This window comes from Marinagarivorans cellulosilyticus, assembly GCF_021655555.1.
GTDB classification, from domain to species: Bacteria; Pseudomonadota; Gammaproteobacteria; order Pseudomonadales; family Cellvibrionaceae; genus Marinagarivorans; species Marinagarivorans cellulosilyticus.
Genome location: NZ_AP023086.1, coordinates 2,329,613 through 2,349,874, shown reverse-complemented (window position 1 = coordinate 2,349,874; position 20,262 = coordinate 2,329,613). Strand labels below are relative to the sequence as shown.

At 46.7% G+C, this 20,262-nt stretch carries 20 protein-coding genes; 13 read left to right on the top strand and 7 right to left on the bottom strand.

Going from position 1 to position 20,262, the window contains the following annotated elements; all coding sequences use genetic code 11:
• The first annotated feature begins 45 nt into the window (after positions 1 to 45).
• The 11 genes from MARGE09_RS09260 to yjgA all read left to right on the top strand — a co-directional run bounded on the left by MARGE09_RS09260 (position 46) and on the right by yjgA (position 9,042).
• Entirely contained in the window at positions 46 to 1,029 is a 984-nt protein-coding gene (locus tag MARGE09_RS09260; protein WP_236987050.1) for a KpsF/GutQ family sugar-phosphate isomerase, read from the top strand.
• A complete protein-coding gene (locus MARGE09_RS09255; protein ID WP_236987049.1) occupies positions 1,029 to 1,586 on the top strand; it encodes a KdsC family phosphatase in 558 nt (185 codons plus the stop codon). The genes MARGE09_RS09260 and MARGE09_RS09255 overlap by 1 nt, the downstream gene beginning before the upstream one ends.
• The gene (gene lptC, locus MARGE09_RS09250) at positions 1,583 to 2,173 is read left to right on the top strand and encodes an LPS export ABC transporter periplasmic protein LptC (RefSeq protein ID WP_236987048.1); all 591 of its coding nucleotides are present in this window, start codon (positions 1,583 to 1,585) and stop codon (positions 2,171 to 2,173) included. The genes MARGE09_RS09255 and lptC overlap by 4 nt, the downstream gene beginning before the upstream one ends.
• On the top strand, positions 2,157 to 2,810 hold the full coding sequence (gene lptA / locus MARGE09_RS09245) for a lipopolysaccharide transport periplasmic protein LptA (protein ID WP_236987047.1): 654 nt from the start codon (positions 2,157 to 2,159) through the stop codon (positions 2,808 to 2,810). Before lptC ends, lptA begins: the two co-directional genes overlap by 17 nt.
• Positions 2,797 to 3,522 (top strand): LPS export ABC transporter ATP-binding protein, encoded by a 726-nt coding sequence (lptB, locus tag MARGE09_RS09240; RefSeq protein ID WP_236987046.1) that lies wholly within the window; start codon positions 2,797 to 2,799, stop codon positions 3,520 to 3,522. Before lptA ends, lptB begins: the two co-directional genes overlap by 14 nt.
• 170 nt (positions 3,523 to 3,692) lie before the next feature.
• Positions 3,693 to 5,219: an RNA polymerase factor sigma-54 gene (locus tag MARGE09_RS09235; protein WP_236987045.1), complete on the top strand. Its 1,527-nt coding sequence runs from the start codon at positions 3,693 to 3,695 to the stop codon at positions 5,217 to 5,219.
• A 35-nt stretch (positions 5,220 to 5,254) separates the two neighbouring features.
• Positions 5,255 to 5,716, top strand: coding sequence for a PTS sugar transporter subunit IIA (locus tag MARGE09_RS09230; protein ID WP_236987044.1), 462 nt, complete (start codon positions 5,255 to 5,257; stop codon positions 5,714 to 5,716).
• Positions 5,717 to 5,839: 123 nt separating this feature from the next.
• Positions 5,840 to 6,733: an RNase adapter RapZ gene (gene rapZ / locus MARGE09_RS09225; protein WP_236987043.1), complete on the top strand. Its 894-nt coding sequence runs from the start codon at positions 5,840 to 5,842 to the stop codon at positions 6,731 to 6,733.
• Positions 6,730 to 6,999 (top strand): HPr family phosphocarrier protein, encoded by a 270-nt coding sequence (locus MARGE09_RS09220; RefSeq protein WP_236987042.1) that lies wholly within the window; start codon positions 6,730 to 6,732, stop codon positions 6,997 to 6,999. Before rapZ ends, MARGE09_RS09220 begins: the two co-directional genes overlap by 4 nt.
• Positions 7,000 to 7,111: 112 nt before the next feature.
• Positions 7,112 to 8,470, top strand: coding sequence for a magnesium transporter (gene mgtE / locus MARGE09_RS09215; protein WP_236987041.1), 1,359 nt, complete (start codon positions 7,112 to 7,114; stop codon positions 8,468 to 8,470).
• Between the two features lie 47 nt (positions 8,471 to 8,517).
• Entirely contained in the window at positions 8,518 to 9,042 is a 525-nt protein-coding gene (gene yjgA, locus MARGE09_RS09210; RefSeq protein ID WP_236987040.1) for a ribosome biogenesis factor YjgA, read from the top strand.
• Here the strand turns inward: yjgA and uxaC are convergent.
• The 7 genes from uxaC to MARGE09_RS09175 form a co-directional block, all read right to left on the bottom strand.
• The gene (gene uxaC / locus MARGE09_RS09205; RefSeq protein WP_236987039.1) at positions 9,039 to 10,457 is read right to left on the bottom strand and encodes a glucuronate isomerase; all 1,419 of its coding nucleotides are present in this window, start codon (positions 10,455 to 10,457) and stop codon (positions 9,039 to 9,041) included. The two genes, yjgA and uxaC, sit on opposite strands and share 4 nt — an antisense overlap.
• A gap of 94 nt (positions 10,458 to 10,551) precedes the next feature.
• Positions 10,552 to 12,015 carry a mannitol dehydrogenase family protein gene (locus MARGE09_RS09200; protein ID WP_236987038.1) on the bottom strand — a complete coding sequence of 488 codons (1,464 nt, stop codon included), beginning with the start codon at positions 12,013 to 12,015 and terminating at the stop codon, positions 10,552 to 10,554.
• 181 nt (positions 12,016 to 12,196) lie between these two features.
• Entirely contained in the window at positions 12,197 to 13,414 is a 1,218-nt protein-coding gene (gene manD, locus MARGE09_RS09195; RefSeq protein ID WP_236987037.1) for a D-mannonate dehydratase ManD, read from the bottom strand.
• Positions 13,415 to 13,466: 52 nt separating this feature from the next.
• Complete coding sequence (locus tag MARGE09_RS09190) at positions 13,467 to 14,411, bottom strand: sugar kinase (protein WP_236987036.1); 945 nt, start codon at positions 14,409 to 14,411, stop codon at positions 13,467 to 13,469.
• A gap of 9 nt (positions 14,412 to 14,420) precedes the next feature.
• Positions 14,421 to 15,701, bottom strand: coding sequence for a TRAP transporter large permease (locus MARGE09_RS09185; RefSeq protein WP_236987035.1), 1,281 nt, complete (start codon positions 15,699 to 15,701; stop codon positions 14,421 to 14,423).
• The gene (locus tag MARGE09_RS09180; RefSeq protein WP_236987034.1) at positions 15,698 to 16,246 is read right to left on the bottom strand and encodes a TRAP transporter small permease; all 549 of its coding nucleotides are present in this window, start codon (positions 16,244 to 16,246) and stop codon (positions 15,698 to 15,700) included. The genes MARGE09_RS09185 and MARGE09_RS09180 overlap by 4 nt, the downstream gene beginning before the upstream one ends.
• Positions 16,233 to 17,255 (bottom strand): C4-dicarboxylate TRAP transporter substrate-binding protein, encoded by a 1,023-nt coding sequence (locus MARGE09_RS09175; protein ID WP_236987033.1) that lies wholly within the window; start codon positions 17,253 to 17,255, stop codon positions 16,233 to 16,235. Before MARGE09_RS09175 ends, MARGE09_RS09180 begins: the two co-directional genes overlap by 14 nt.
• Positions 17,256 to 17,554: 299 nt before the next feature.
• Between MARGE09_RS09175 and MARGE09_RS09170 the strand changes: the two genes are divergently transcribed.
• Both MARGE09_RS09170 and MARGE09_RS09165 read left to right on the top strand, forming a co-directional pair.
• Positions 17,555 to 18,880, top strand: coding sequence for a glycoside hydrolase family 3 protein (locus tag MARGE09_RS09170; RefSeq protein ID WP_236987032.1), 1,326 nt, complete (start codon positions 17,555 to 17,557; stop codon positions 18,878 to 18,880).
• Entirely contained in the window at positions 18,799 to 20,259 is a 1,461-nt protein-coding gene (locus MARGE09_RS09165; RefSeq protein ID WP_338040762.1) for a glycoside hydrolase family 3 C-terminal domain-containing protein, read from the top strand. The genes MARGE09_RS09170 and MARGE09_RS09165 overlap by 82 nt, the downstream gene beginning before the upstream one ends.
• Positions 20,260 to 20,262 lie beyond the last annotated feature (3 nt).

Here is a 20,262-nt window from a genome sequence, read left to right as displayed (position 1 = left end):
ATTATCCACCGCGCTAATTAATACTTAAAAATGCCATGATGTCTTATGAGCCATAAAACAACGCCACAGCAATTTATCGACGCTGGTAAAAGCACCGTCACTATCGAGCAAGATGCCGTAAACGCATTGAGCCACAAAATTGATGACAATTTTGCACAAGCTTGCGAGCGCCTATTCTATTGTAAAGGGCGAATAGTCGTTATGGGCGTAGGAAAATCAGGGCATGTCGGGAAAAAAATTGCTGCCACACTGGCGAGTACTGGCACACCCGCGTTTTTTGTTCACCCAGCAGAAGCCAGCCATGGCGATCTAGGTATGATCACCAAAGACGACATCGTTTTAACACTATCAAATTCTGGCAACTCGGCAGAAATTTTAGCGTTACTCCCAGCCTTAAAACGCCAAGACATTACCGTTATTAGCATGGTTGGCAATACCGACTCAGCATTAGCGAAAGGGGCCGATATCGTACTTGACGCCAGCGTCGAAAAAGAAGCTTGCCCACTCAATTTAGCTCCTACCGCCAGCACCACCGTTGCAATGGTAATGGGTGATGCGCTCGCAGTTGCACTACTCGAGGCAAGGCAATTTACTCGCGACGATTTTGCTCGCTCGCACCCCGGCGGCACCCTTGGGCGCCGTTTGTTGCTGCGGGTACAAGACGTTATGCGTAGCGACGGAGAAATCCCTGCCGTTACACCCGATACGCCACTCACCGAAACTCTGGCCATCATGAGCAGTAAAGGGCTTGGCATGACTACCGTAGTCGACCCGCAGCACAAACTGCTTGGCATATTTACCGACGGTGATTTACGACGTGCAATCGATACTGGCGCCAATATTAGCAATGCCTGTATTGGCGAAATCATGACAAAAAAACCGCAAACAACCAGCGCCGAAACTCTGGCTATTCAGGCGCTCGAAACGATGGAAGAGCGCAAAATTACAACATTGGTTGTTGCCGATGATAAAAATCATATTCTTGGTGTCCTACACCTTCACGACTTACTACGCGCAGGGCTGGTGTAATGACGACAAATACTTTCAATAACGCGGCATTAGCGCGCGCCAAAAAAATCAGCTTATTAGTGTTGGACGTTGATGGCATTTTAAGCGATGGCTGCATTACTTTTAGCGAATCCGGCGAGGAATTAAAAAGCTTTAACACCCTCGACGGCCAAGGCATTCGTTTATTATTGCGCGCGGGTATTCAGGTTGCGGTTATTACCGGCCGCAAAAGCACGATTGTTGCAAAACGCTGTGCCGACTTAGGCATAACATTACTCGCCCAAGGGCGAGAAGATAAATTGGTAGCCCTGCACGAATTGCTAGCCACAATGCCAACGCCACCACGCCTTGAAGAAATAGCCCACATGGGAGACGACCTACCCGATTTACTGATTATGACTCAAGTAGGGCTTGCGCTTACCGTCCCCAATGGACACCCTGAAGTACTCAGCCGATCACATTGGCAAAGTAGCCGCCACGGAGGCAAAGGCGCCGTGCGTGAAGCTTGTGATGCACTGTTAATTGCACAAGATAAATACCAAGCTGTTATCGAATTTTATACAGGTTCTGCCGAGTGAAAAACTGGGTTTATATTTCGCTAATTTGCGTAATTACGATGACAGTCGTTTTGCTATGGGACAGCCGCCCTGAGCTACTGAACCCGCTCGCAAAAGTCGAATCCCCGTTTGAACGGTTTCCTTATGCCGTGCTACACGATGCGCGTACCAGCCACTTTGACGAAAACGGCCAGCTCAGTTACGAATTTGATGCCGTTACGCTCAAACACTTCCGCGCCGATACCCAAAACACGTCAGATGAAGATTACATGCTGATTACTGCACCTAAATTGACGCTCTACGGCGAACCCGAGCCTTGGTTTGTCACCGCTAAACAAGGCAAAGTGATGGCGCACGGAGAAAAGCTTATTTTGTGGGATGACGTGGAAGTTTGGCAAACCGAAAAAGATGCGGCAACCATCACGACAAAACTCAGCACCGAAAGTATTGATATTTTCCCACACCAAAAACGCATCAGCACCGATGCGCATGTACATATCGAAAGCTCAAACGGCACTATTGATGCCGACGGCTTAGAGGTCGATATGATCACCCAACGCATCAAGTTACTGGCCAACGTGCGAGGACAGCATGAACCTATTCAGTAAAATGGTTGCCGCTACACTACTGTGTGTCGGCGCCAATGCCGTCGCCCTGCAAAGCGACCGCAGCCAACCCATTACCATCGACGCAGACAGCGCCGAGCGCGACGAGCTAGCCGGCACAACCACCTACTCCGGCAAGGTTGAAATGGCACAAGGCTCGATGCGTATTAACGCCGACGAAATTGTGATTTACAACACCAAAGATAAAGTCACCAAAATTATTGCCAAAGGCAAGCCTGCCGCCTACCAACAAAAGCCCAGCGATAAAGCCGGCAAGGTAGTCGCTAAGGCCAACATATTGGAATACCGCATCGACCAAGAAACCTTACGGCTATTAGAAGGTGCATCCCTTCAGCAAGAAGGGACTAGCTTGTCGGGAACAACGATTGAATACGATGTGCGCAAGTCTGTTGTGAAAGCGGATAGCAACAATAAAGATAGCGGCCGCGTACGCATGGTTATTCCTCCCAAAGCACTGCGCAGCGAACTGCCCGATAGTGAAGTTAACGATCCGAAAAGCAATCAGACCAACCCAGAAAACGCCACGCAAGGCCAGCTAGACGACAAGCGCGAAACGCCAAATATGCCAACCACACCCGACCAAAGCGCAGTAACAGGAATCGATAATGGCCACTCTTGAGGCAAAAAACCTCGCCAAAAGCTATGGCGCCCGAAAAATCGTTTTAGATGTTTCCATGAGTGTAGACACCCACCAAATTGTCGGCTTGCTCGGCCCCAATGGCGCGGGTAAAACAACCTGTTTTTACATGATTGCCGGCATAGTGCGCGCCGACCATGGGCAAGTGTTTATCGATGGTAAAGACGTTAGCCGCAAGCCCATGCACGAGCGCGCAAGATTGGGCTTAGGCTACCTACCACAAGAGGCCTCCGTTTTTAGGAAGCTGACCGTCACCGAAAACCTGCTAGCTATTTTAGAAACCCGCAAAGACCTCAAGCGCAAAGACCGCATTGCAGAAGCCAATAAACTCTTAGAAGAGTTCCATATTACCCACATCAAAGACAGCCTCGGCATGGCCCTGTCCGGTGGAGAGCGCCGCCGCGTTGAAATCGCCCGCTCTTTAGCGGCCGACCCAAAATTTATTTTGCTCGATGAACCTTTTGCCGGAGTAGACCCTATTTCGGTTTCCGACATTAAGCATATTGTTTCGCACCTTCGGGACCGAGGTATAGGCGTGCTAATTACCGATCACAACGTTCGCGAAACACTGGATATTTGCGAACAAGCCTACATCGTAGGTGAAGGCCACATTATTGCTTCCGGGTCGCCGGATACGGTCTTGGAAAACGAGAAAGTCAAGGAAGTCTACCTTGGGCAAGACTTCAAGCTTTAAGTCAATATTCATTAGACGATTTGAGCGCTAGCACGCAACCATTAGATTTTTTCGATATGGCCTAAAGTTTGCTTTTACAGGCCATTGCAGTACATCGCAGGGATGACTACAATCACTTTAAGACGCTCTCAATTTGTGCAGAGCAAAAAACTTGATGGATTTATTCTTCGATGAAGCACTCTTTGCAACTCAAACTCGGCACTCAGCTGACCATGACGCCTCAGTTGCAGCAGGCAATACGCCTATTGCAACTTTCGACTCTCGATCTGCAAAACGAAATTCAAGAAGCTCTTGAAAATAACCCGATGCTAGAAGTCACTGAAGACAGTGGTGCTAGCGATAGCAGCGGCGATGCCGAACGCGCAAGCAATGCGCAATCAGAATTACCCGCCGATAGCGAGACGCCTGTAAAAGCTGCCGAAACAAGTCCAGAAAATACCAATGATGCCAACGAGCCTGCCGCCAGCGACGATTGGAGCGAAAATATCCCCACAGATTTAGCGGTTGATACCAGCTGGGACGACATCTACCAAAGCGGCTCGAGTGGCAGCGGCCTATCGCGCCCCGAAAACGAAGATTTCGATTACGACTCGCGCAACGCCAGCGCCGAAACCTTACAAGACCACCTGATGTGGCAACTAAACCTCACGCCCATGAGCGATACCGACCGCGAGATTGCAACCGCGATTATTGATGCAGTCGAACCTTCTGGCATGCTAAGCCAAACCTTGGACGACATCTTCGAGGGCATGCAGAAAGTCTTCCCCGACCTTGAAGACGACGAAGTCGCCGCCGTATTGCGCCGCGTACAGCAGTTTGACCCACCAGGGGTTGCCAGCCGTAACATTAGCGAATGCCTGTACCTACAACTGTTACAACTACCGGAATCCACCCCCGGCTTTGCCACAGCCAAAGCGCTCGTCGCCGATTACCTGCCGCTACTCGGCAGCCGCGACTTCAAACAATTAATGCGCAAGCTCAAAGTCAAAGAACCCGAGCTTCAAGCCGCTATTGCTTTAATTCAAAGCTTAAACCCCAAACCCGGCGACGCCATCAGCGAATCAAGCACTGAATATGTCGTACCCGATGTATTTGTTACAAAGGCTAATAACCGCTGGCAAGTGCAACTTAACCCAGACATTGCGCCAAAATTAAAAATCAACTCTGATTACGCCTCACTGGTTAAGCGTGCCGATAGCAGCAGCGACAACACCTATTTAAAAGACAACCTACAAGAAGCGCGCTGGTTTTTAAAAAGCCTACAAAGCCGCAACGAAACACTGCTTAAGGTTGCCACTTGTATTGTCGAACGCCAGCAGGGCTTCTTGGAGCATGGTGCCGAAGGCATGAAGCCAATGGTTTTGCATGACGTTGCCGAAATGGTCGAAATGCATGAATCGACAATTTCACGCGTAACAACACAAAAATACATGCACACTCCGCAAGGTATTTTCGAGCTTAAATACTTTTTTTCCAGCCACGTGGCAACCGAATCCGGCGGCGAGTGCTCATCTACAGCCATTCGCGCCATTATTAAAAAATTAGTCGCTGCCGAAAATACCCGAAAACCCTTAAGCGACTCTAAAATTACAGAATTACTGGCCGATCAAGGTATTAAGGTTGCGCGACGAACCATTGCAAAATACCGAGAATCATTACAAATTCCACCCTCGAACGAGCGCAAGCAACTTGTATAATAGTTGGCTTTAAGTGCTATAAGGCTGAGTTATCTATGCCACTAGAGAAAATGCTATCGGCGAACCGTGTACTGTGCGGCACCGAATGTACCAGTAAAAAGCGCGCCCTTGAGGCGCTGGCTGAATTAATATCCAGCAGTGTACCTGCGTTAAAAGCAGATGATTTGTTCCAACAATTAATTACACGAGAAAGGCTTGGCTCGACCGGCATTGGCGAGGGTATTGCCATCCCTCATTGCCGTTTTCCAACCGGTGGCGTTTCTATTTGTGCCGTAATGACGCTCAATAACGCCATTGATTTCGACTCGGTAGATAACACACCGGTTGATTTGATCTTTGCCATGCTAGTCCCAGAGGACGCAGACAACGATCATTTACAAAATTTAGCTGCGCTGGCTGAGGCACTGCAAGGCACCGATTACGCAAAAACATTACGCGGTGCCGGTAGCAATAATGCCCTATACACTGCAGCCGTCGCGCCATTCAAAGAAAGTTAAAAGAACGGCTATAGGGCACCTGAAGGTCATAATTGTACTCTACACTGTGAAGCAAAAAATTAATTGACCAACCGTGGCGCCAGACTATTTTCATGTTTACCATTATTTCACGAGGAGGTTACCATGCAGTTTGTTGTTGTTAGCGGGCGCTCTGGCTCAGGCAAATCAACGGCTTTACAGCTTTTGGAAGATTGCGGCTATACCTGTATCGACAACCTGCCAGTGAGCTTACTACCCGCATTAATCACTCAAATGAAAAGCGTGGATAACGGTAAATTGTTTTTAGCCGTAGGTATTGATGCCCGCAATATTGGTGGAGATTTAAGCCGATACCCAAGCATTATCCAGGCCTGCCAGCTCGAGGCCTCACAATTTACCACCATCTTCCTAGACGCCAGCAATACCGTATTACTTAAACGCTTTAGCGAAACACGACGCAAACACCCGCTCTCTAACGACAAAACAGGCCTGCAGCAGGCTATCGATAGCGAGCGCGCCATTCTAGAACCCGTCGCCGCACTTGCCGATATTACGCTAGATACCAGCACTCTAACCTTGCACGAATTGCGCAGTGTGATTCGCAAAAAAGTGGTTGGCGAAGACAGTAAAAGTGCCGCTTTAAGCTTTGAATCTTTTGGTTTTAAATACGGCATGCCAGTAGATGCAGACTTTGTTTTTGATGTGCGCTGTTTGCCTAATCCATTTTGGAAACCCGAGCTTAGAGGTTTTACCGGCCTAGAAGAGCCCGTACAGACCTTCTTATCAGAACAGCCCGAGGTTATGGCAATGGCAGATGATATTGCTGCATATTTATCAAAGTGGCTGCCCTCTTTTCAGGCCAATAACCGAAGCTACCTTACTGTTGCCATTGGCTGTACCGGTGGCATGCACCGCTCAGTATTTTTGGCAGAACACCTGACGAAAGTGTTTAAAAATACCTATGGCAATGTACAAGTGCGTCACCGTCAATTAGCAGGACAAGCGCAACCCATAGCGCATTTAGTGGCCAAACAATGAGCGAACAAACAACAACGATTTGCAACAAGCTAGGCCTACACGCAAGAGCAGCCAGCAAACTAGCCAATACAGCCAATCAATTCAGTAGCAAAGTTACCGTTAGCTGCAATGGCAAAGCGATTGATGCCAAAAGCATTATGTCGCTTATGCTTTTGGCGGCTTGTAAAGGAACCGACATTACCATAACTGCCGAAGGTAGCGATGCTGACCTCGCTGTAGCCTCTGTAGTAGAGCTTATTAACAACCGCTTTGATGAGGACGAATAAAAAACTCGCTTTACGCCAATCAATATCAGCAATTAATAATAGCCGTGCCTACAAAGGCGCGCCGAATCGTCTACCTTTGCGTAGCCACGTCGTGACCATCGAGCTGTAGTCAATGCCAAAGAGCAATAGCCACTCAAGTACCGAAAAACATTTCGGCCATATTCACAATCTACTGCAAAGCGGCACGCTAAAACAGGTTAAGCATTCGCTGCGCGTGCTAACGCCTGTGCAACTAGCGCGCGTTATCGAATCCTCCCCGCCGCATACACGCAGCGTGATATGGGAGCTTATTGGTAAAAGCGCACGCACCGAACTAATCGAAGAGCTGCCAGAAGATATTCAATCGTTTTACCTGGCGCAAATGAATACCGAGGATCTCGTTGAGTTAACAGAAACTCTCGAAACCGATGACATCGTTGATATTCTACAAAACTTGCCAGACCAAATTACTCAGCAAGTTTTAGAAGCCATGAGCGATCAAGATCGCGAGCGCGTAACAGCGGTTTTGGCCTACCCAGAAAATACCGCCGGCGGCTTAACAAATACCGATACCATCACCGTCCGGCCAAAATTTACACTCGATGTTGTACTGCGCTACCTGCGCCGGCACAACGAATTGCCACCATCAACAGACAGCCTGATTGTCGTCAATAAAAAAGATATGTATCTCGGGTTATTACCGCTGGCAACACTGCTTACAAAACCCGGTGATACCACTGTGCGCGAAGTGATGGTAACCGATGCAAACCCTATATCAGCCGATTTAGACGAAAGCGATGTCGCGAAATTATTTGAACAAAACGACTGGGTATCAGCCCCTGTTGTTGACGAGCAAGGCAAACTTATTGGCCGAATCACAATCGATGACGTAGTCGACGTAATTCGTGAAACAGCCGATCACTCATTTATGGGTGCCGCAGGTCTTGATGAAGAAGAAGACACGTTCGCGACCACAGCAAGAACAACCCCCCGCCGAGCATTGTGGCTTGGCATAAACCTTATAACCGCTCTACTCGCCTCAAGCGTCATTAATTTATTCCAAGACACCATTGATAAGGTCGTCGCGCTTGCAGTACTCATGCCCATCGTAGCTAGCATGGGCGGCGTTGCCGGTTCGCAAACTTTAACCGTCGTGATTCGCGGCATGGCATTAGGCCATATTAGCCGCAATAACTTAGGCTGGCTGATGAGCAGGGAAGTGCGCGTTGGCATTATCAACGGTCTATTATGGGCTTTAGTCATGGCAGGTATTGCCGGTTTATGGTTTGGCGATTGGCGGATCTCGTTTATTATTGCCGCCGCGATGATTATTAACCTTATTACCGCAGCACTGGCAGGCGCACTACTCCCAATTGGCCTAAAGGCCATGCGCATAGACCCAGCCTTAGCCGGCGGCGTTACACTAACAACCATTACCGATGTGGTAGGCTTTTTTGCATTCTTAGGTTTAGCTACCTATTTTTATGCTTAATGCGCGCACACGTTTTTAATATTGGCACCAAAGAATAGGTTTGAGTTATGCAAGATAAACCCGAGCACGATACTGATTATGACGATGAAATCGTCAGTAAAACGGCGATTAAAAAAGAGTGTCTTGCGTTACAAGACCTTGGTGAAGCACTCACCGAATTGAAAGATGATTTGCTCGCAAGAATACCGCTAGAAGAAACCCTCTACGATGCCATCATAGAAACACGCAACATTCGAAAAAATGGCGCCAAAAAGCGCCACATGCAATTTATTGGAAAGTTAATGCGCGCCGCCGACCACGAAGCGATTCAGGCTGCCTACCAAGAAATAGAAGACGAGCAACAAGGTGACGCAAGACGACTACACATTGTAGAGGGCTGGCGCGATCGCCTTCTGGACAGCAACGACACCAGTGCCCTCTCCGACTTTTATAACGAATTTCCATTTGCAGACCGCCAGCAAATTAGGCAAGTGTGTAAAAATGCGCAAACAGAAAAACTAAACAACAAACCGCCAACCAATGCGCGTAAGTTGTTTAAATTATTGCGGGAAACTTTGCGCCAAGCCACTTAATCTGGATCTAATCCCAGCTCGAAATAGCGGTTCGCGTTATGAAAGCAAACGTTAGCAATTAAACCACTCAGAAGCGCCCAATCATTGGGGGCTTCGCCTGCGACTACCCAGCCGCCGACCATTTCACATAAAATACGCCGAAAATATTCATGCCGCGTGTAGGATAAAAAACTGCGGCTATCCGTTAGCATGCCCACAAAGTGGCTCAACATTCCCAGCTGGGATAGCTGCATTAACTGCCGCTGCATGCCATCTTTTTGATCGTTAAACCACCAGCCAGAACCAAATTGTACCTTACTGGCAATATTTACTCCTTGAAAATTACCCGCCATAGTCGCTAACACTTCGTTATCGCTCGGGTTAATACAATACAAAATTGTTTTAGGTAATTCGCCGGTGGCTTCCATTGCATTTAGCAAGCCAGCCAAAGGGGCTGCTAAAGGGCTATCACCAATTGAATCAAACCCACTATTGGGACCAATTCGATTTAACATGCGGGTATTATTATCGCGTTGCGCCCCCATATGAAGCTGCATAACCCAATTGCGCTTGGCATACTGCTGCCCCAAAAAAATATTAACGGCAGTAAAAAATTGCGCAATGTCTAATTCACTAACAGCTTCATTGTTTAAGCGTTTCGCCAATATGATATCTAACGCCGCTTCATTTACAGGCTCGGCAAAACGCAGTATTTCAATACCGTGATCCGCTATTGTACAACCGTGCTCCGCAAAGTAATCCAAACGCTGAGTGAGGGCATCTAACAAATGGTGAAACCGAGTAATAACAGTATTCGTCGCCTCCCCCAAACTTGTCATATATTCAGCAAACCCATCCAACTCTATTTTATACGCTCGGTCAGGGCGAAAACTTGGCAGTACTTTTACCCCAAAAGGGTTTGCCGTAATATGTTTATGGTGCTGCAAGTCGTGAATAGGGTCGTCTGTTGTACCCACCATTTTAACCTGCATCTGCTGCATAATGCCTTGCGCCGAGAACCCCGGTTGGGAAAGCATTTCTTGTGTGAGCGTCCATATTTTATCAGCTGTATTTCGGCCAAATACGGTATCGCAAATGCCAAATGGGCGACGCAGCTCTAAATGCGTCCACGTATAAAGTGGATTACCCAAACACTGAGGAACCACAGCAGCCCATGCATCGTATTTTTCGCGCTCACTGGCCGCCCCAGTAATCAAACGCTCCTCTACCCCAGCGGCTCTTAAAGCTCGCCATTTGTAATGATCACCTTCCAACCAAATTTGAGCCATATTGTCATAGCGGCGATCTTGTGCAATTTCGCTCGGGGGTAAATGACAGTGGTAATCGATAATAGGCAAACCTGCCGCTACCTCGTGGTATAAACGGCGCGACACATCATTCGTTAATAAGAAGTGATCACCAAAGAAAGTCGTCATACATTCCTCACAATATCAAAGCTGCCTTTATTCAAAGTCACTTTAAATATTTATACGTTAAAATCTATACTTGAAAAAATTGGGGCTTCGTTAGCTAATGCGAAAAAGTTGAACGCACATCACGATGCAACAAAGTGATAAAGTGAACGATACTTTTAACCACATCAGGAAAGGCAGCCAAGTCAAATTTAGCTAATGCCGGCTGTTGTAAAAATGCTATAACGCCGGCCATGGAATTAGCTTGCACCGCCAACGGAACTAGAGTTTCAGCAAGTGGGTCGTCTACGGTATAGCCATCTTGAGCTAAGCTATTTTGTAAATACACAATCCAAGCTGCCAACCCCAATGCTGTTATTTTGGGGTGCGTGCCGCGCCGCAAATTGACACAAGCGCCCTGCAACCACCGTTGCGGTATTTTTTGAGAGCCATCCATAGCAATTTGACGAGTCTGATGCTGCAAACTACTGTTTGAAAAGCGCACCAATAGAGCTTCTGCATAAGTACTAAGGTTCACATCCGCTGGCATATTTAACGTAGGCGCAGCCTCTTCGAGCATGTAGGCTTTTATTAATTTCACTAAAGCATCGTCGGTCATGCAATCCGCGACCGTTTGGTAACCCGCTAAACACCCTAAGTAAGCAATTAACGAATGGCTGCCATTCAACATGCGCAGTTTCATTTCTTCCCAAGGTGCTACATCGTCAACAAAATTCGCCCCGACTAGTGAAAAATCTGGCCGTCCTTTACTAAAGGTATCTTCAATAACCCACTGCGAAAAGCTTTCGCAAGCAATAGGAACTTGATCATATGGCTGTATCCAAGGCGCTTTTGCTTGCACTAACAAGTTATTAATTTGAATAATAGATTCTTCCGTCGCTGCAGGCACAATCCTATCAACCATCGTTGAAGGAAAAGCAACCGTTGCTTCGACCCACTTCGAAAACTGACTATCCCATTTAGCCGCCAACTGAACAACAGCACTTCGTGTTGATTGGCCATTGTGAGGCATATTGTCGCAGCTAAGAATAGTGAATGGCGGTAGATGCCTATCGTAATAATAACGCAAGCTTGCGACTAAAATTCCAATAGCCGTTTTAGGTGTATTTGGGTTAGCAATATCATGCTGTATTTCTTCAGCGTCCAATTTCAGCAACTGTTGTGACGCATCAAAAAAATACCCCTTCTCTGTAACCGTTAAACTTACAATGCTTACAGCTGGGCTTTTTAATCGTTCCAACAGGGCTTGTACATGCCCAGAGCCGGCATACAGTACTTCACATATGCTACTCACTTGGCGCAATACAATACTACCATCGGCGTCATGCTCGGCCACGGTATAACTCTGCTGGCGATTTAATTGCTCAACGATTTCCGCATTAGAGCGGATATTTGCAGCGCACATGCCATAGGAAGCCTGCCCCGCATTAAGTAGTTTTTCCAAATACACAGCAAAATGCGCACGCACAAACGCACCTAAACCAATATGTACAATGCCTGCCGGCAATTCAGCGGCTGCATATTGTGTAGCGCTTAAGCACAAATCATTTTCATTAATCATTAAAAACTACCCTTTAGGGTACCTCTAAAAATAGTAATTTTTGTGTGAGGGCAAGGAAGCACCGCCCGGAGAGCCGCAGTTTACGTGGTGTAAATGAGGACTTGAGGACGGAGCTGACGCCGCTATCGCGGAAAAAGTGCATTTTTAGAGATGCCCTTTAGCAAACACTGCATAACCATAACTACCAATGCCACAAAGTACCATCTTCTAAGCGGTTAACAGGCAAACACTTGCGTTGATAGGGGTATTTAGCGGCAAGCTTCTCATCAATATCAACGCCATGCCCTGGACTTTCGCCAGGCGTAAAATAGCCTTTATCAAAAGTATAGGCATGGGGAAATACCTCTTCGGTTACCTCCGCATGCGCCATATGTTCTTGAATACCAAAATTGGGGACCCAATAATCAAAATGCAGCGCCGCTCCCATGCACACAGGTGATAAATCCGTCGCGCCGTGGCACCCTGTACGTACATGGTAAAGCGAAGCGAAATCGGCGATGCGCCGCAAATGGGTAATACCGCCAGCATGAACCACTGTCGAACGAATATAATCAATCAATTGATTTTGTATTAATTCACGGCAATCATGAATACTGCTAAAAACCTCACCGACTGCGATGGGTGTTGTTGTATGTTGGCGAATTAATTTAAAACCTTCTTGGTTTTCCGCAGGCACGGGGTCTTCCATCCAAAAAAGGTTGTACTGCTCAATTTCTTTGCCCAAGCGCGCGGCCTCTATGGGAGTAAGACGATGGTGAACGTCGTGAAGAATATGTAAGTCACCCCCCATTTGATCACGCACAGCTTCGAATAATTTTGGCACATGATTTAAATATTTCTCTGTTGACCAGACATGCTCTGCTGGCAAATCAGAATCCGCCGGTTCATAGCGCGTGCCATCGGGGCCTTTTTTTCCCACGCCATAAACATGGTCTAGCCCTGGCACGCCACACTGTACTCGAATGGCTTTATACCCTTCCTCAGATAACTGATGGACCTGCTCTAGCGTTTCACCAATATCACTACCATTTGCATGAGCGTAGACCATCACACCGTCACGGCTGCGACCACCAAGCAGCTCATACAATGGCATATTCGCCATTTTGGCTTTTATATCCCACAGGGCGGTATCTACTGCGGCAATCGCTGTCATATTTACCGCACCACGACGCCAGTAAATACCGCGGTAAAAAAATTGCCAAATATCTTCAATGCGGCGCGGATCTTTACCAATCAACATTGGGCAGAGGTAATCCTCTAAAAAAGCGACAACCGCTTTTTCTCTGCCATTTAATGTTGCATCACCAACACCATAAACGCCTTGATCCGTTGTAATTTTTAAAGTCACAAAATTACGACCTGGGCAACATACAATAACTTTTGCTTCAACGATTTTCATCGCAGTACTCCTCATTCCAAATTAACGCAACCTTATGACTAAGCACTAAGCACTAAGCACTAAGCACTAGATCCTTTGGCATATTAATTTCAGGCACAATAGCCCCTTCAAATTGAATAACAGCAGCAGCTAAGCGATGCCCCGCTTGCGCCGCCATACACACATCTCCGCCAGCCATACGAGAGGCCAAATAGCCCGCACCAAAAGAATCACCCGCTGCGGTAGTATCTATCGGAGTATCAATGCGCTGGGCATTAACACTTACCTTGCTACCTAAACGGGCAATAATGCATGCATCTTTGCCTTGCTTAATAACTATTTCCGGTATATTTAACGGGGCTAAGCGCTCCAAAACCGCTTCTGCTGTATTACAGCCAAACAGCAATGCTTCATCATCCAAAGTTAGCAACGCAACATCAGCCTGTCTTAACACTTTTTCATAGACTGCACGGGCTCTGACTAAATCAGGCCAAAGTCTAGGCCGAAAATTATTATCAAAATAGATAGCGCCACCATTGGCCTTGATGCTATCGATCAGATCAAATAGGCGAGAAAGGCCAGCATCAGGCAATATTGCCAAACTAATACCGCTCAAATACAACGCATCTAGCTGGCTAAGTGCTTGAAATATTTGCGCATTTAAATGCTCATCAAAATAAAACTTAGCCGCAGCTTGGTCGCGCCAATAGCTGAAGCTACGCTCACCATTAGCATCGACATTAATAGCGTAAATGCCCGGCAGCTTGTCTTTGTGGCGCAGCACAAAATCCGTTTTAATATCTTCGTATTGAATAAACTCCAACATATGGCAACTAAACGCATCAATACCCAACGCTGTAATGTACTGCGTCTTTACGCCTGTGGCTTTCAGTAAACGGTTAAAGTAAAGTGCTGTATTTAGAGTATCGCCAGCATAACCCTGAGTAATACCCTTTTGCGGGGAGCCTTTCAGCTCAACCATACACTCGCCTAAAAAACCTACTGTTTTATCAAGCATATACACTACCTATGGCATTAAACCGTTGGGCAAAAACAAAACTACACTGGGGAAAAGCGCTAAAAACAGTACCAACAGTAAAACTGCTGCAATTAAAGGAATAGACTCAACCACATAACGCTCTGTTGGACACTTCAAAATACCGCAAACCGCATACATCGCTACACCTACCGGCGGCGTCATTCCACCTAAGGTAACTACTATCATCATTAAAATACCAAAATGTACAGGGTCTATGCCCAGCGCTATAACTATGGGCACCAAAATTGGTGTTAACAACAGTACAATAACTGTTGCCTCCATAAACATGCCCATCAGCGTTAAAAATGCCAGTATCATAAGCAGCATAAGCGTTGGACTTTCGGTGGTTGCTACCAGGGCCTGTGTCATTGTTTGTGGTAGCTGCTCAAAGGCAATAGCATATGCCACGATATTAGCAAATAGGATAATCAACATAATCATCCCTATATCGTTAACACTTTTTTTCAATGCTTGAAATATCTTATCGAGCGTTAAATTCCGATACGCAAAGTGGCCTACACCCAGAGCATAAATAACCGCAAAAGCTCCCGCTTCTGACGGCGTAAAAATCCCCCAGCGAATAGTGACAATTAATAGAACGGGGAATAACACCGCCCACTTGGCATCAAGCAAACCTTTCAAAATCGCTTTGCCTGAAGGCTTTTGTGATGTTTGCGCACCAATTCCCCGCCGCCTAGCAACAATATAAACCGCAGCCATTAAGACCAACGTCATCAAAACGCCAGGAATCAAGCCTGCTATAAACAACTTTCCAATCGAAACATTACCCATAAAACCATAAAGGATTAACCCAATGCTTGGAGGAATAGTTGCCGTTATTAATGCACCCACCGCAATCGAAGCGCTGGTAAACCCTTTTGATAAACCAGAGTCAATCATTGCCGGACCTAATACGCGAGCTTGCATAGAAGCATCAGCCACTGCAGAACCCGAAACCCCGCCCATCATAGCGCTTAGCACAATAGAGACATGCGCCAAGCCACCACTGATCCAAGACACCAATAGCTGAGAAAAACGAATAAGATGCGAGGTAATCCCACTGATATTCATTAGCTGGCCAGCTAAGATAAAAAAGGGCAAAGCTAAAAGAGGAAAGCTTTGGCTAGCACTGGCGATACGCTGTACTGCAACCGTCAGCGGTAAGAATTCTGACCCAATAAAATAACTGGCCCCAGCAATACCTACCGCAAATGCCAAAGGCATACGAATTACAAGTAAAACAAAAAAAACAACCACAACCGTAATCATGCCGCCGCCTTTGCTGCTGGAGCGCTATCGTTATCGCCGACAAACTTTTGCATAAATGGTAACGAATAATCTGGCACCAAATTGCCAACACATACCCGAAAAAGGTAAAGACCTTGAGCAATAACTGTACATAACATCAAGCCTCCGCCAACGGGAATTGCAATGGTTACCAGACTATAAGGCAGTTGGGCGGCACCGAGCTCACGCTCAGGATTTAATAACGTTAACTTAATACCATATACAATTAGCATCGTTAAAAATGCAGCCATCAATATATACACAACAGCATCAATGCTTAACTGAAGCCTTAGTGGTAAGCGCTTTACAAAGTAATCAACACCTACATGATCGCCATCTCGCATCGCTTGGTTACCACCTATAATACAAACCCAAACAAACAAAAGCTGAGCAATATCAACAGACCAAATAACAGGGAAACCTGCTGTTCGCATTAACGCCGCAAAAAAAACACACAAGACAATTAAAGCAAGCATAATCGCTGCAACCGATCGTTCAAGCTTTACCCAAAGGCTAATTAATGCCATGTTTGCCCTCCTCGCGTTGAATAACTGGCTGGCTTAGCGCATTTGCGACTTGCTCACGCAAATCCTCATAACCAAGTTTTTTATAAACAGCCGCGGTTGCTTGTATAAATGGAGTGCGGTCTATATCGGTAATTACAGTACCATGTTCACGCATCTTTTTTTCGAAACCCGCTTGCCGTTGCGCAGTAAGATTACTGGCAACATCACCAGCTTCAACCGCTACATCGCGTACAAGTTTTCTCAGCGGTGTAGGTAAAGCATCAAACCATTGCGTAGACACAACAATGCCTGTCATCAAATGAATATGCCCTGTTTTGCTGATATGGCTAACAACCTCATACAATCTAGAACTATAGGTGCCTTGATGCTGCGCTTCCCCACCATCAATCACACCTTGCTGCAATGCGGGATAAACTTCAGCCCACGACATCGGTGTTGGCGTCGCTCCCATCGCTCGCATTGTTTCAATAAATACCGGAGCGCCAATGGTGCGCAGGCGCACACCCTGCAAATCACTAGGTGTGGCCACAGCTTTCTGCGCTAACACATGCCGCTCACCTTGCCACCAATTAAACGACAGCACTTGCAAGTGCGCTGCGTCTCTAAGTTGTTGCTCCCATGTATTAAATAGTGAAGAAGTCACTAAGGCTCTAGCCTGATGCCTATCTTTAACTAAATAAGGTGCAGCTAAAATACCAAAGGGCGGGGCATAAAAAGACAAGCGGCCACCATCAATAACCACCGCAACATTAGCGCCGGCGCGCGCCTGCTCAAGAATATCTTCGTCACTACCTAGTTGTGAGCCATAAAAAATACGTACTGAAATTTGACCATTACTGCGTTCGGCGATCTCTTTTTGAAAATGCAGCAACCCTTTATAAAGCGGATCATCTTTTGCGAGAGCAGTAATAACATTCAATGGCCACTGCGCATTAGCTAACGGCAAGAAAAATAGCGTCAAGCAATAGGCAACCGTGCACTTAAAGAAAAAACGTAAATAACGCGACATGCACCAGGACTCCTTTAATATCATTATGTTTGAAAAAGCCATTGCTCGGTCGCTACAAGGCTAATCGCTGGGCAAAGCCGTCGATTGTGACGGGAAAAAGCCGATAACAAATAACCCTAAATTAACACGCTAATGCGTGTTTTTTACCAGCACAGCAATAACGCCAACTAGCCGAAGATTAAAAGCCACAAGACCACTCTATGACTGTCATACTTTTAAGCTATCAGCATTGCCACATCGCTTGCGGCCCGTTACTGTAAAACTATTCCTGCTAACTACACACTTGAGATGACGACATAATGCTTAACCTGCCAGCCGCCACCAAAAATCATGTTGAAGCGATAATTTCCACAAAAAAATGCAGCGCTTGGCGCATGATGGCAGTAAGTATTGCCATCGCCTTGTGCGCTAGCAGCTGCAGCACGACCAAAACAACGACATACCAAGTACCGCCCTATAAGAACACAGCACTCACAACAGAAGAACGCGTCGATGATTTAATCCAGCGCATGACGCTGGAAGAAAAAGCACTGCAAATGCAAAACCAATCCCCTGCCATTGAACGCTTGGGGATTCCCGAATACAACTGGTGGACCGAGGGGTTGCACGGGGTGGCGCGTGCTGGTTTGGCCACTGTATTCCCGCAAGCCATTGGCCTTGCTGCCACTTGGGACGAAGACCTTATGCATGATGTTGCGGGCGCAATTGGTGATGAAGCAAGAGCCAAGCATCACGCCTTTGCCGCCAAAGGCAAGCGTAATATTTATCAGGGCCTTACTATTTGGTCACCCAATATCAATATTTTTCGCGACCCTCGCTGGGGGCGCGGCCAAGAAACCTACGGCGAGGACCCATTTTTAACCGGCAAACTGGCCGTGCAATTTATTCAAGGATTACAAGGCGATGACGAGCAGTACTTAAAGACCGTTGCAACCGTCAAACACTTTGCTGTGCATAACGGGCCGGAACCGGAACGACACAGCTTTAATGCAGTTATAAACACCCGCGAGCTTTATCAAAATTACCTCCCGCAGTTTGAAATGGCATTAAAAGAAGGTGGCGCTCAGTCGGTTATGTGCGCATACAACCGCTTTAATGGCGAGCCAGCGTGCGCCAGCCCAACGCTGCTTAAAAAAATACTGCGAGAAGATTGGAAGTTTGAAGGCTTTGTCGTTTCGGACTGCGGCGCGATTGAAGACATTCACAAACACCACAAAGTTACACAAACGGAACAACAAAGCGCTGCCGTTAGCGTGCAAGCCGGCACAGACCTAAATTGCGGGAAAATGTACAAAAGCTTGCCGCTAGCCGTCAGCGAAGGGTTAATTACGGAAGCCGAAATTGACGTAGCATTAAAGCGCCTAATGACCGCACGAATGCAGTTAGGCATGTTCGACGCCCCAGAAACCGTGAAATATGCCAACACCCCATACGATGTCGTTAATAGTGAAAAACATCAGGCGCTGGCATTAAAAGCCGCACGCCATTCAATAGTATTGCTCAAGAACGACAACAACACCCTACCTTTAAAAAAGGATTTGAAATCTATTGCCGTTATAGGCCTAACGCCAACCAGTGGCTTACCCTGCTCGGCAATTACAATGGCGTACCCGAAAAAGCTATAACCCCGCTAGAAGGTATACAGCAAGCCGTATCAAAAAATACCACCGTCACTTATGCACAAGGCTCCGAATTAGCTGACGGCATCCCAATGTTCTATACAATACCTAGTCATGTTTTTAGCCATGAAGATAAGCCAGGTCTCGCGGTAGATTTTTTTAATCAAGCCAACATTAAGGGCACACCACTCTATTCTTCGCAACACCCCCTTATTGATATTAACTGGCAAGATAAAGCTCCTCGGCAAGATATGGACGATGACGACTTTGCCGTTCGCTGGCGTGGGCAACTCACCCCAGATGTCAGTGGTGCTTATAAACTCGGTGTACGAAGTACCTGCAATACGAATGTCTATTTAAACGGCGAGAAAGTCGTTAATACCGCTTACCATTTTCGCGATGAATATGGCGACCCACGACACAAAAGCTCTGACTGGATTCAGCTTGAAGCGGGTCAAAGCTACAACATTGAAATAACTGCACGCGAAACCTATGCCGATGCTTCAGTGCAATTGGTATGGGCAGCCCCTAAAACCAAACTACAAGAGAACGCCATCGCTTTAGCAAAACAGTCAGATGCCATTGTGCTTGTCATGGGCTTAACACCACAAATGGAAGGCGAAGAAATGGATGTGGATGTCGACGGATTTCGCGGTGGAGACCGCACAAAAATATCACTTCCGGGCCCCCAGCAAGAATTAATTAAAGCCGTTTCGGCCCTAAACAAACCCACTGTTCTCGTCGCTTTAAATGGCAGTGCACTCGCAATTAATTGGGCGCAAGAACATATACCAGCAATCGTGGAAGCTTGGTACCCAGGGCAAGCCGCCGGCACGGCAATTGCCGATATTTTATTTGGCGATTACAACCCAGCAGGCAGGCTACCAGTAACGTTTTATAAAAGCGTAGCCGACCTTCCCCCTTTTGAAGACTACACAATGAGCAGTCAAACTTACCGCTATTATAAAAAAGAACCACTCTACCCATTTGGCTACGGCTTAAGCTTTAGCCGCTTTGAATATAGTCAACTGAATATTCCAACAACAACTAACACACAGTCAAATATAGAAGTTTCGGTCACACTTGAAAACCAATCCAATTCCGCCGGCGAGGAGGTGCTTCAAGTTTATGTGTCTAGAAAAAACAGAGAACAACATGAACCCCTTAGAAGCTTAGCCGCCTTTAAACGAATTCATTTGGAACCCAATACTCCACAAACAATAACACTCAATATCGAAAAAGAAGCTTTTTCGATATTGAGTGACGCGGGCCAACGCATATACCCCGAAGGGGAATTTATCATTAGTGTCGGTGGCGGCCAGCCAGATCAAAACCTACAAACATCGAGTAATGTTTTAACTAAAACATTATTAGTTAAAGATTAATCA

Coding starts and splice junctions, on each gene's coding strand:
- MARGE09_RS09260 (WP_236987050.1), top strand. CDS start 46: ATGAGCCATAAAACAACGCCACAGCAATTTATCGACGCTGGTAAAAGC.
- MARGE09_RS09255 (WP_236987049.1), top strand. CDS start 1,029: ATGACGACAAATACTTTCAATAACGCGGCATTAGCGCGCGCCAAAAAA.
- lptA (WP_236987047.1), top strand. CDS start 2,157: ATGAACCTATTCAGTAAAATGGTTGCCGCTACACTACTGTGTGTCGGC.
- lptB (WP_236987046.1), top strand. CDS start 2,797: ATGGCCACTCTTGAGGCAAAAAACCTCGCCAAAAGCTATGGCGCCCGA.
- MARGE09_RS09235 (WP_236987045.1), top strand. CDS start 3,693: ATGAAGCACTCTTTGCAACTCAAACTCGGCACTCAGCTGACCATGACG.
- MARGE09_RS09230 (WP_236987044.1), top strand. CDS start 5,255: ATGCCACTAGAGAAAATGCTATCGGCGAACCGTGTACTGTGCGGCACC.
- rapZ (WP_236987043.1), top strand. CDS start 5,840: ATGCAGTTTGTTGTTGTTAGCGGGCGCTCTGGCTCAGGCAAATCAACG.
- MARGE09_RS09220 (WP_236987042.1), top strand. CDS start 6,730: ATGAGCGAACAAACAACAACGATTTGCAACAAGCTAGGCCTACACGCA.
- mgtE (WP_236987041.1), top strand. CDS start 7,112: ATGCCAAAGAGCAATAGCCACTCAAGTACCGAAAAACATTTCGGCCAT.
- yjgA (WP_236987040.1), top strand. CDS start 8,518: ATGCAAGATAAACCCGAGCACGATACTGATTATGACGATGAAATCGTC.
- uxaC (WP_236987039.1), bottom strand. CDS start 10,457: ATGACGACTTTCTTTGGTGATCACTTCTTATTAACGAATGATGTGTCG.
- MARGE09_RS09200 (WP_236987038.1), bottom strand. CDS start 12,015: ATGATTAATGAAAATGATTTGTGCTTAAGCGCTACACAATATGCAGCC.
- manD (WP_236987037.1), bottom strand. CDS start 13,414: ATGAAAATCGTTGAAGCAAAAGTTATTGTATGTTGCCCAGGTCGTAAT.
- MARGE09_RS09190 (WP_236987036.1), bottom strand. CDS start 14,411: ATGCTTGATAAAACAGTAGGTTTTTTAGGCGAGTGTATGGTTGAGCTG.
- MARGE09_RS09185 (WP_236987035.1), bottom strand. CDS start 15,701: ATGATTACGGTTGTGGTTGTTTTTTTTGTTTTACTTGTAATTCGTATG.
- MARGE09_RS09180 (WP_236987034.1), bottom strand. CDS start 16,246: ATGGCATTAATTAGCCTTTGGGTAAAGCTTGAACGATCGGTTGCAGCG.
- MARGE09_RS09175 (WP_236987033.1), bottom strand. CDS start 17,255: ATGTCGCGTTATTTACGTTTTTTCTTTAAGTGCACGGTTGCCTATTGC.
- MARGE09_RS09170 (WP_236987032.1), top strand. CDS start 17,555: ATGCTTAACCTGCCAGCCGCCACCAAAAATCATGTTGAAGCGATAATT.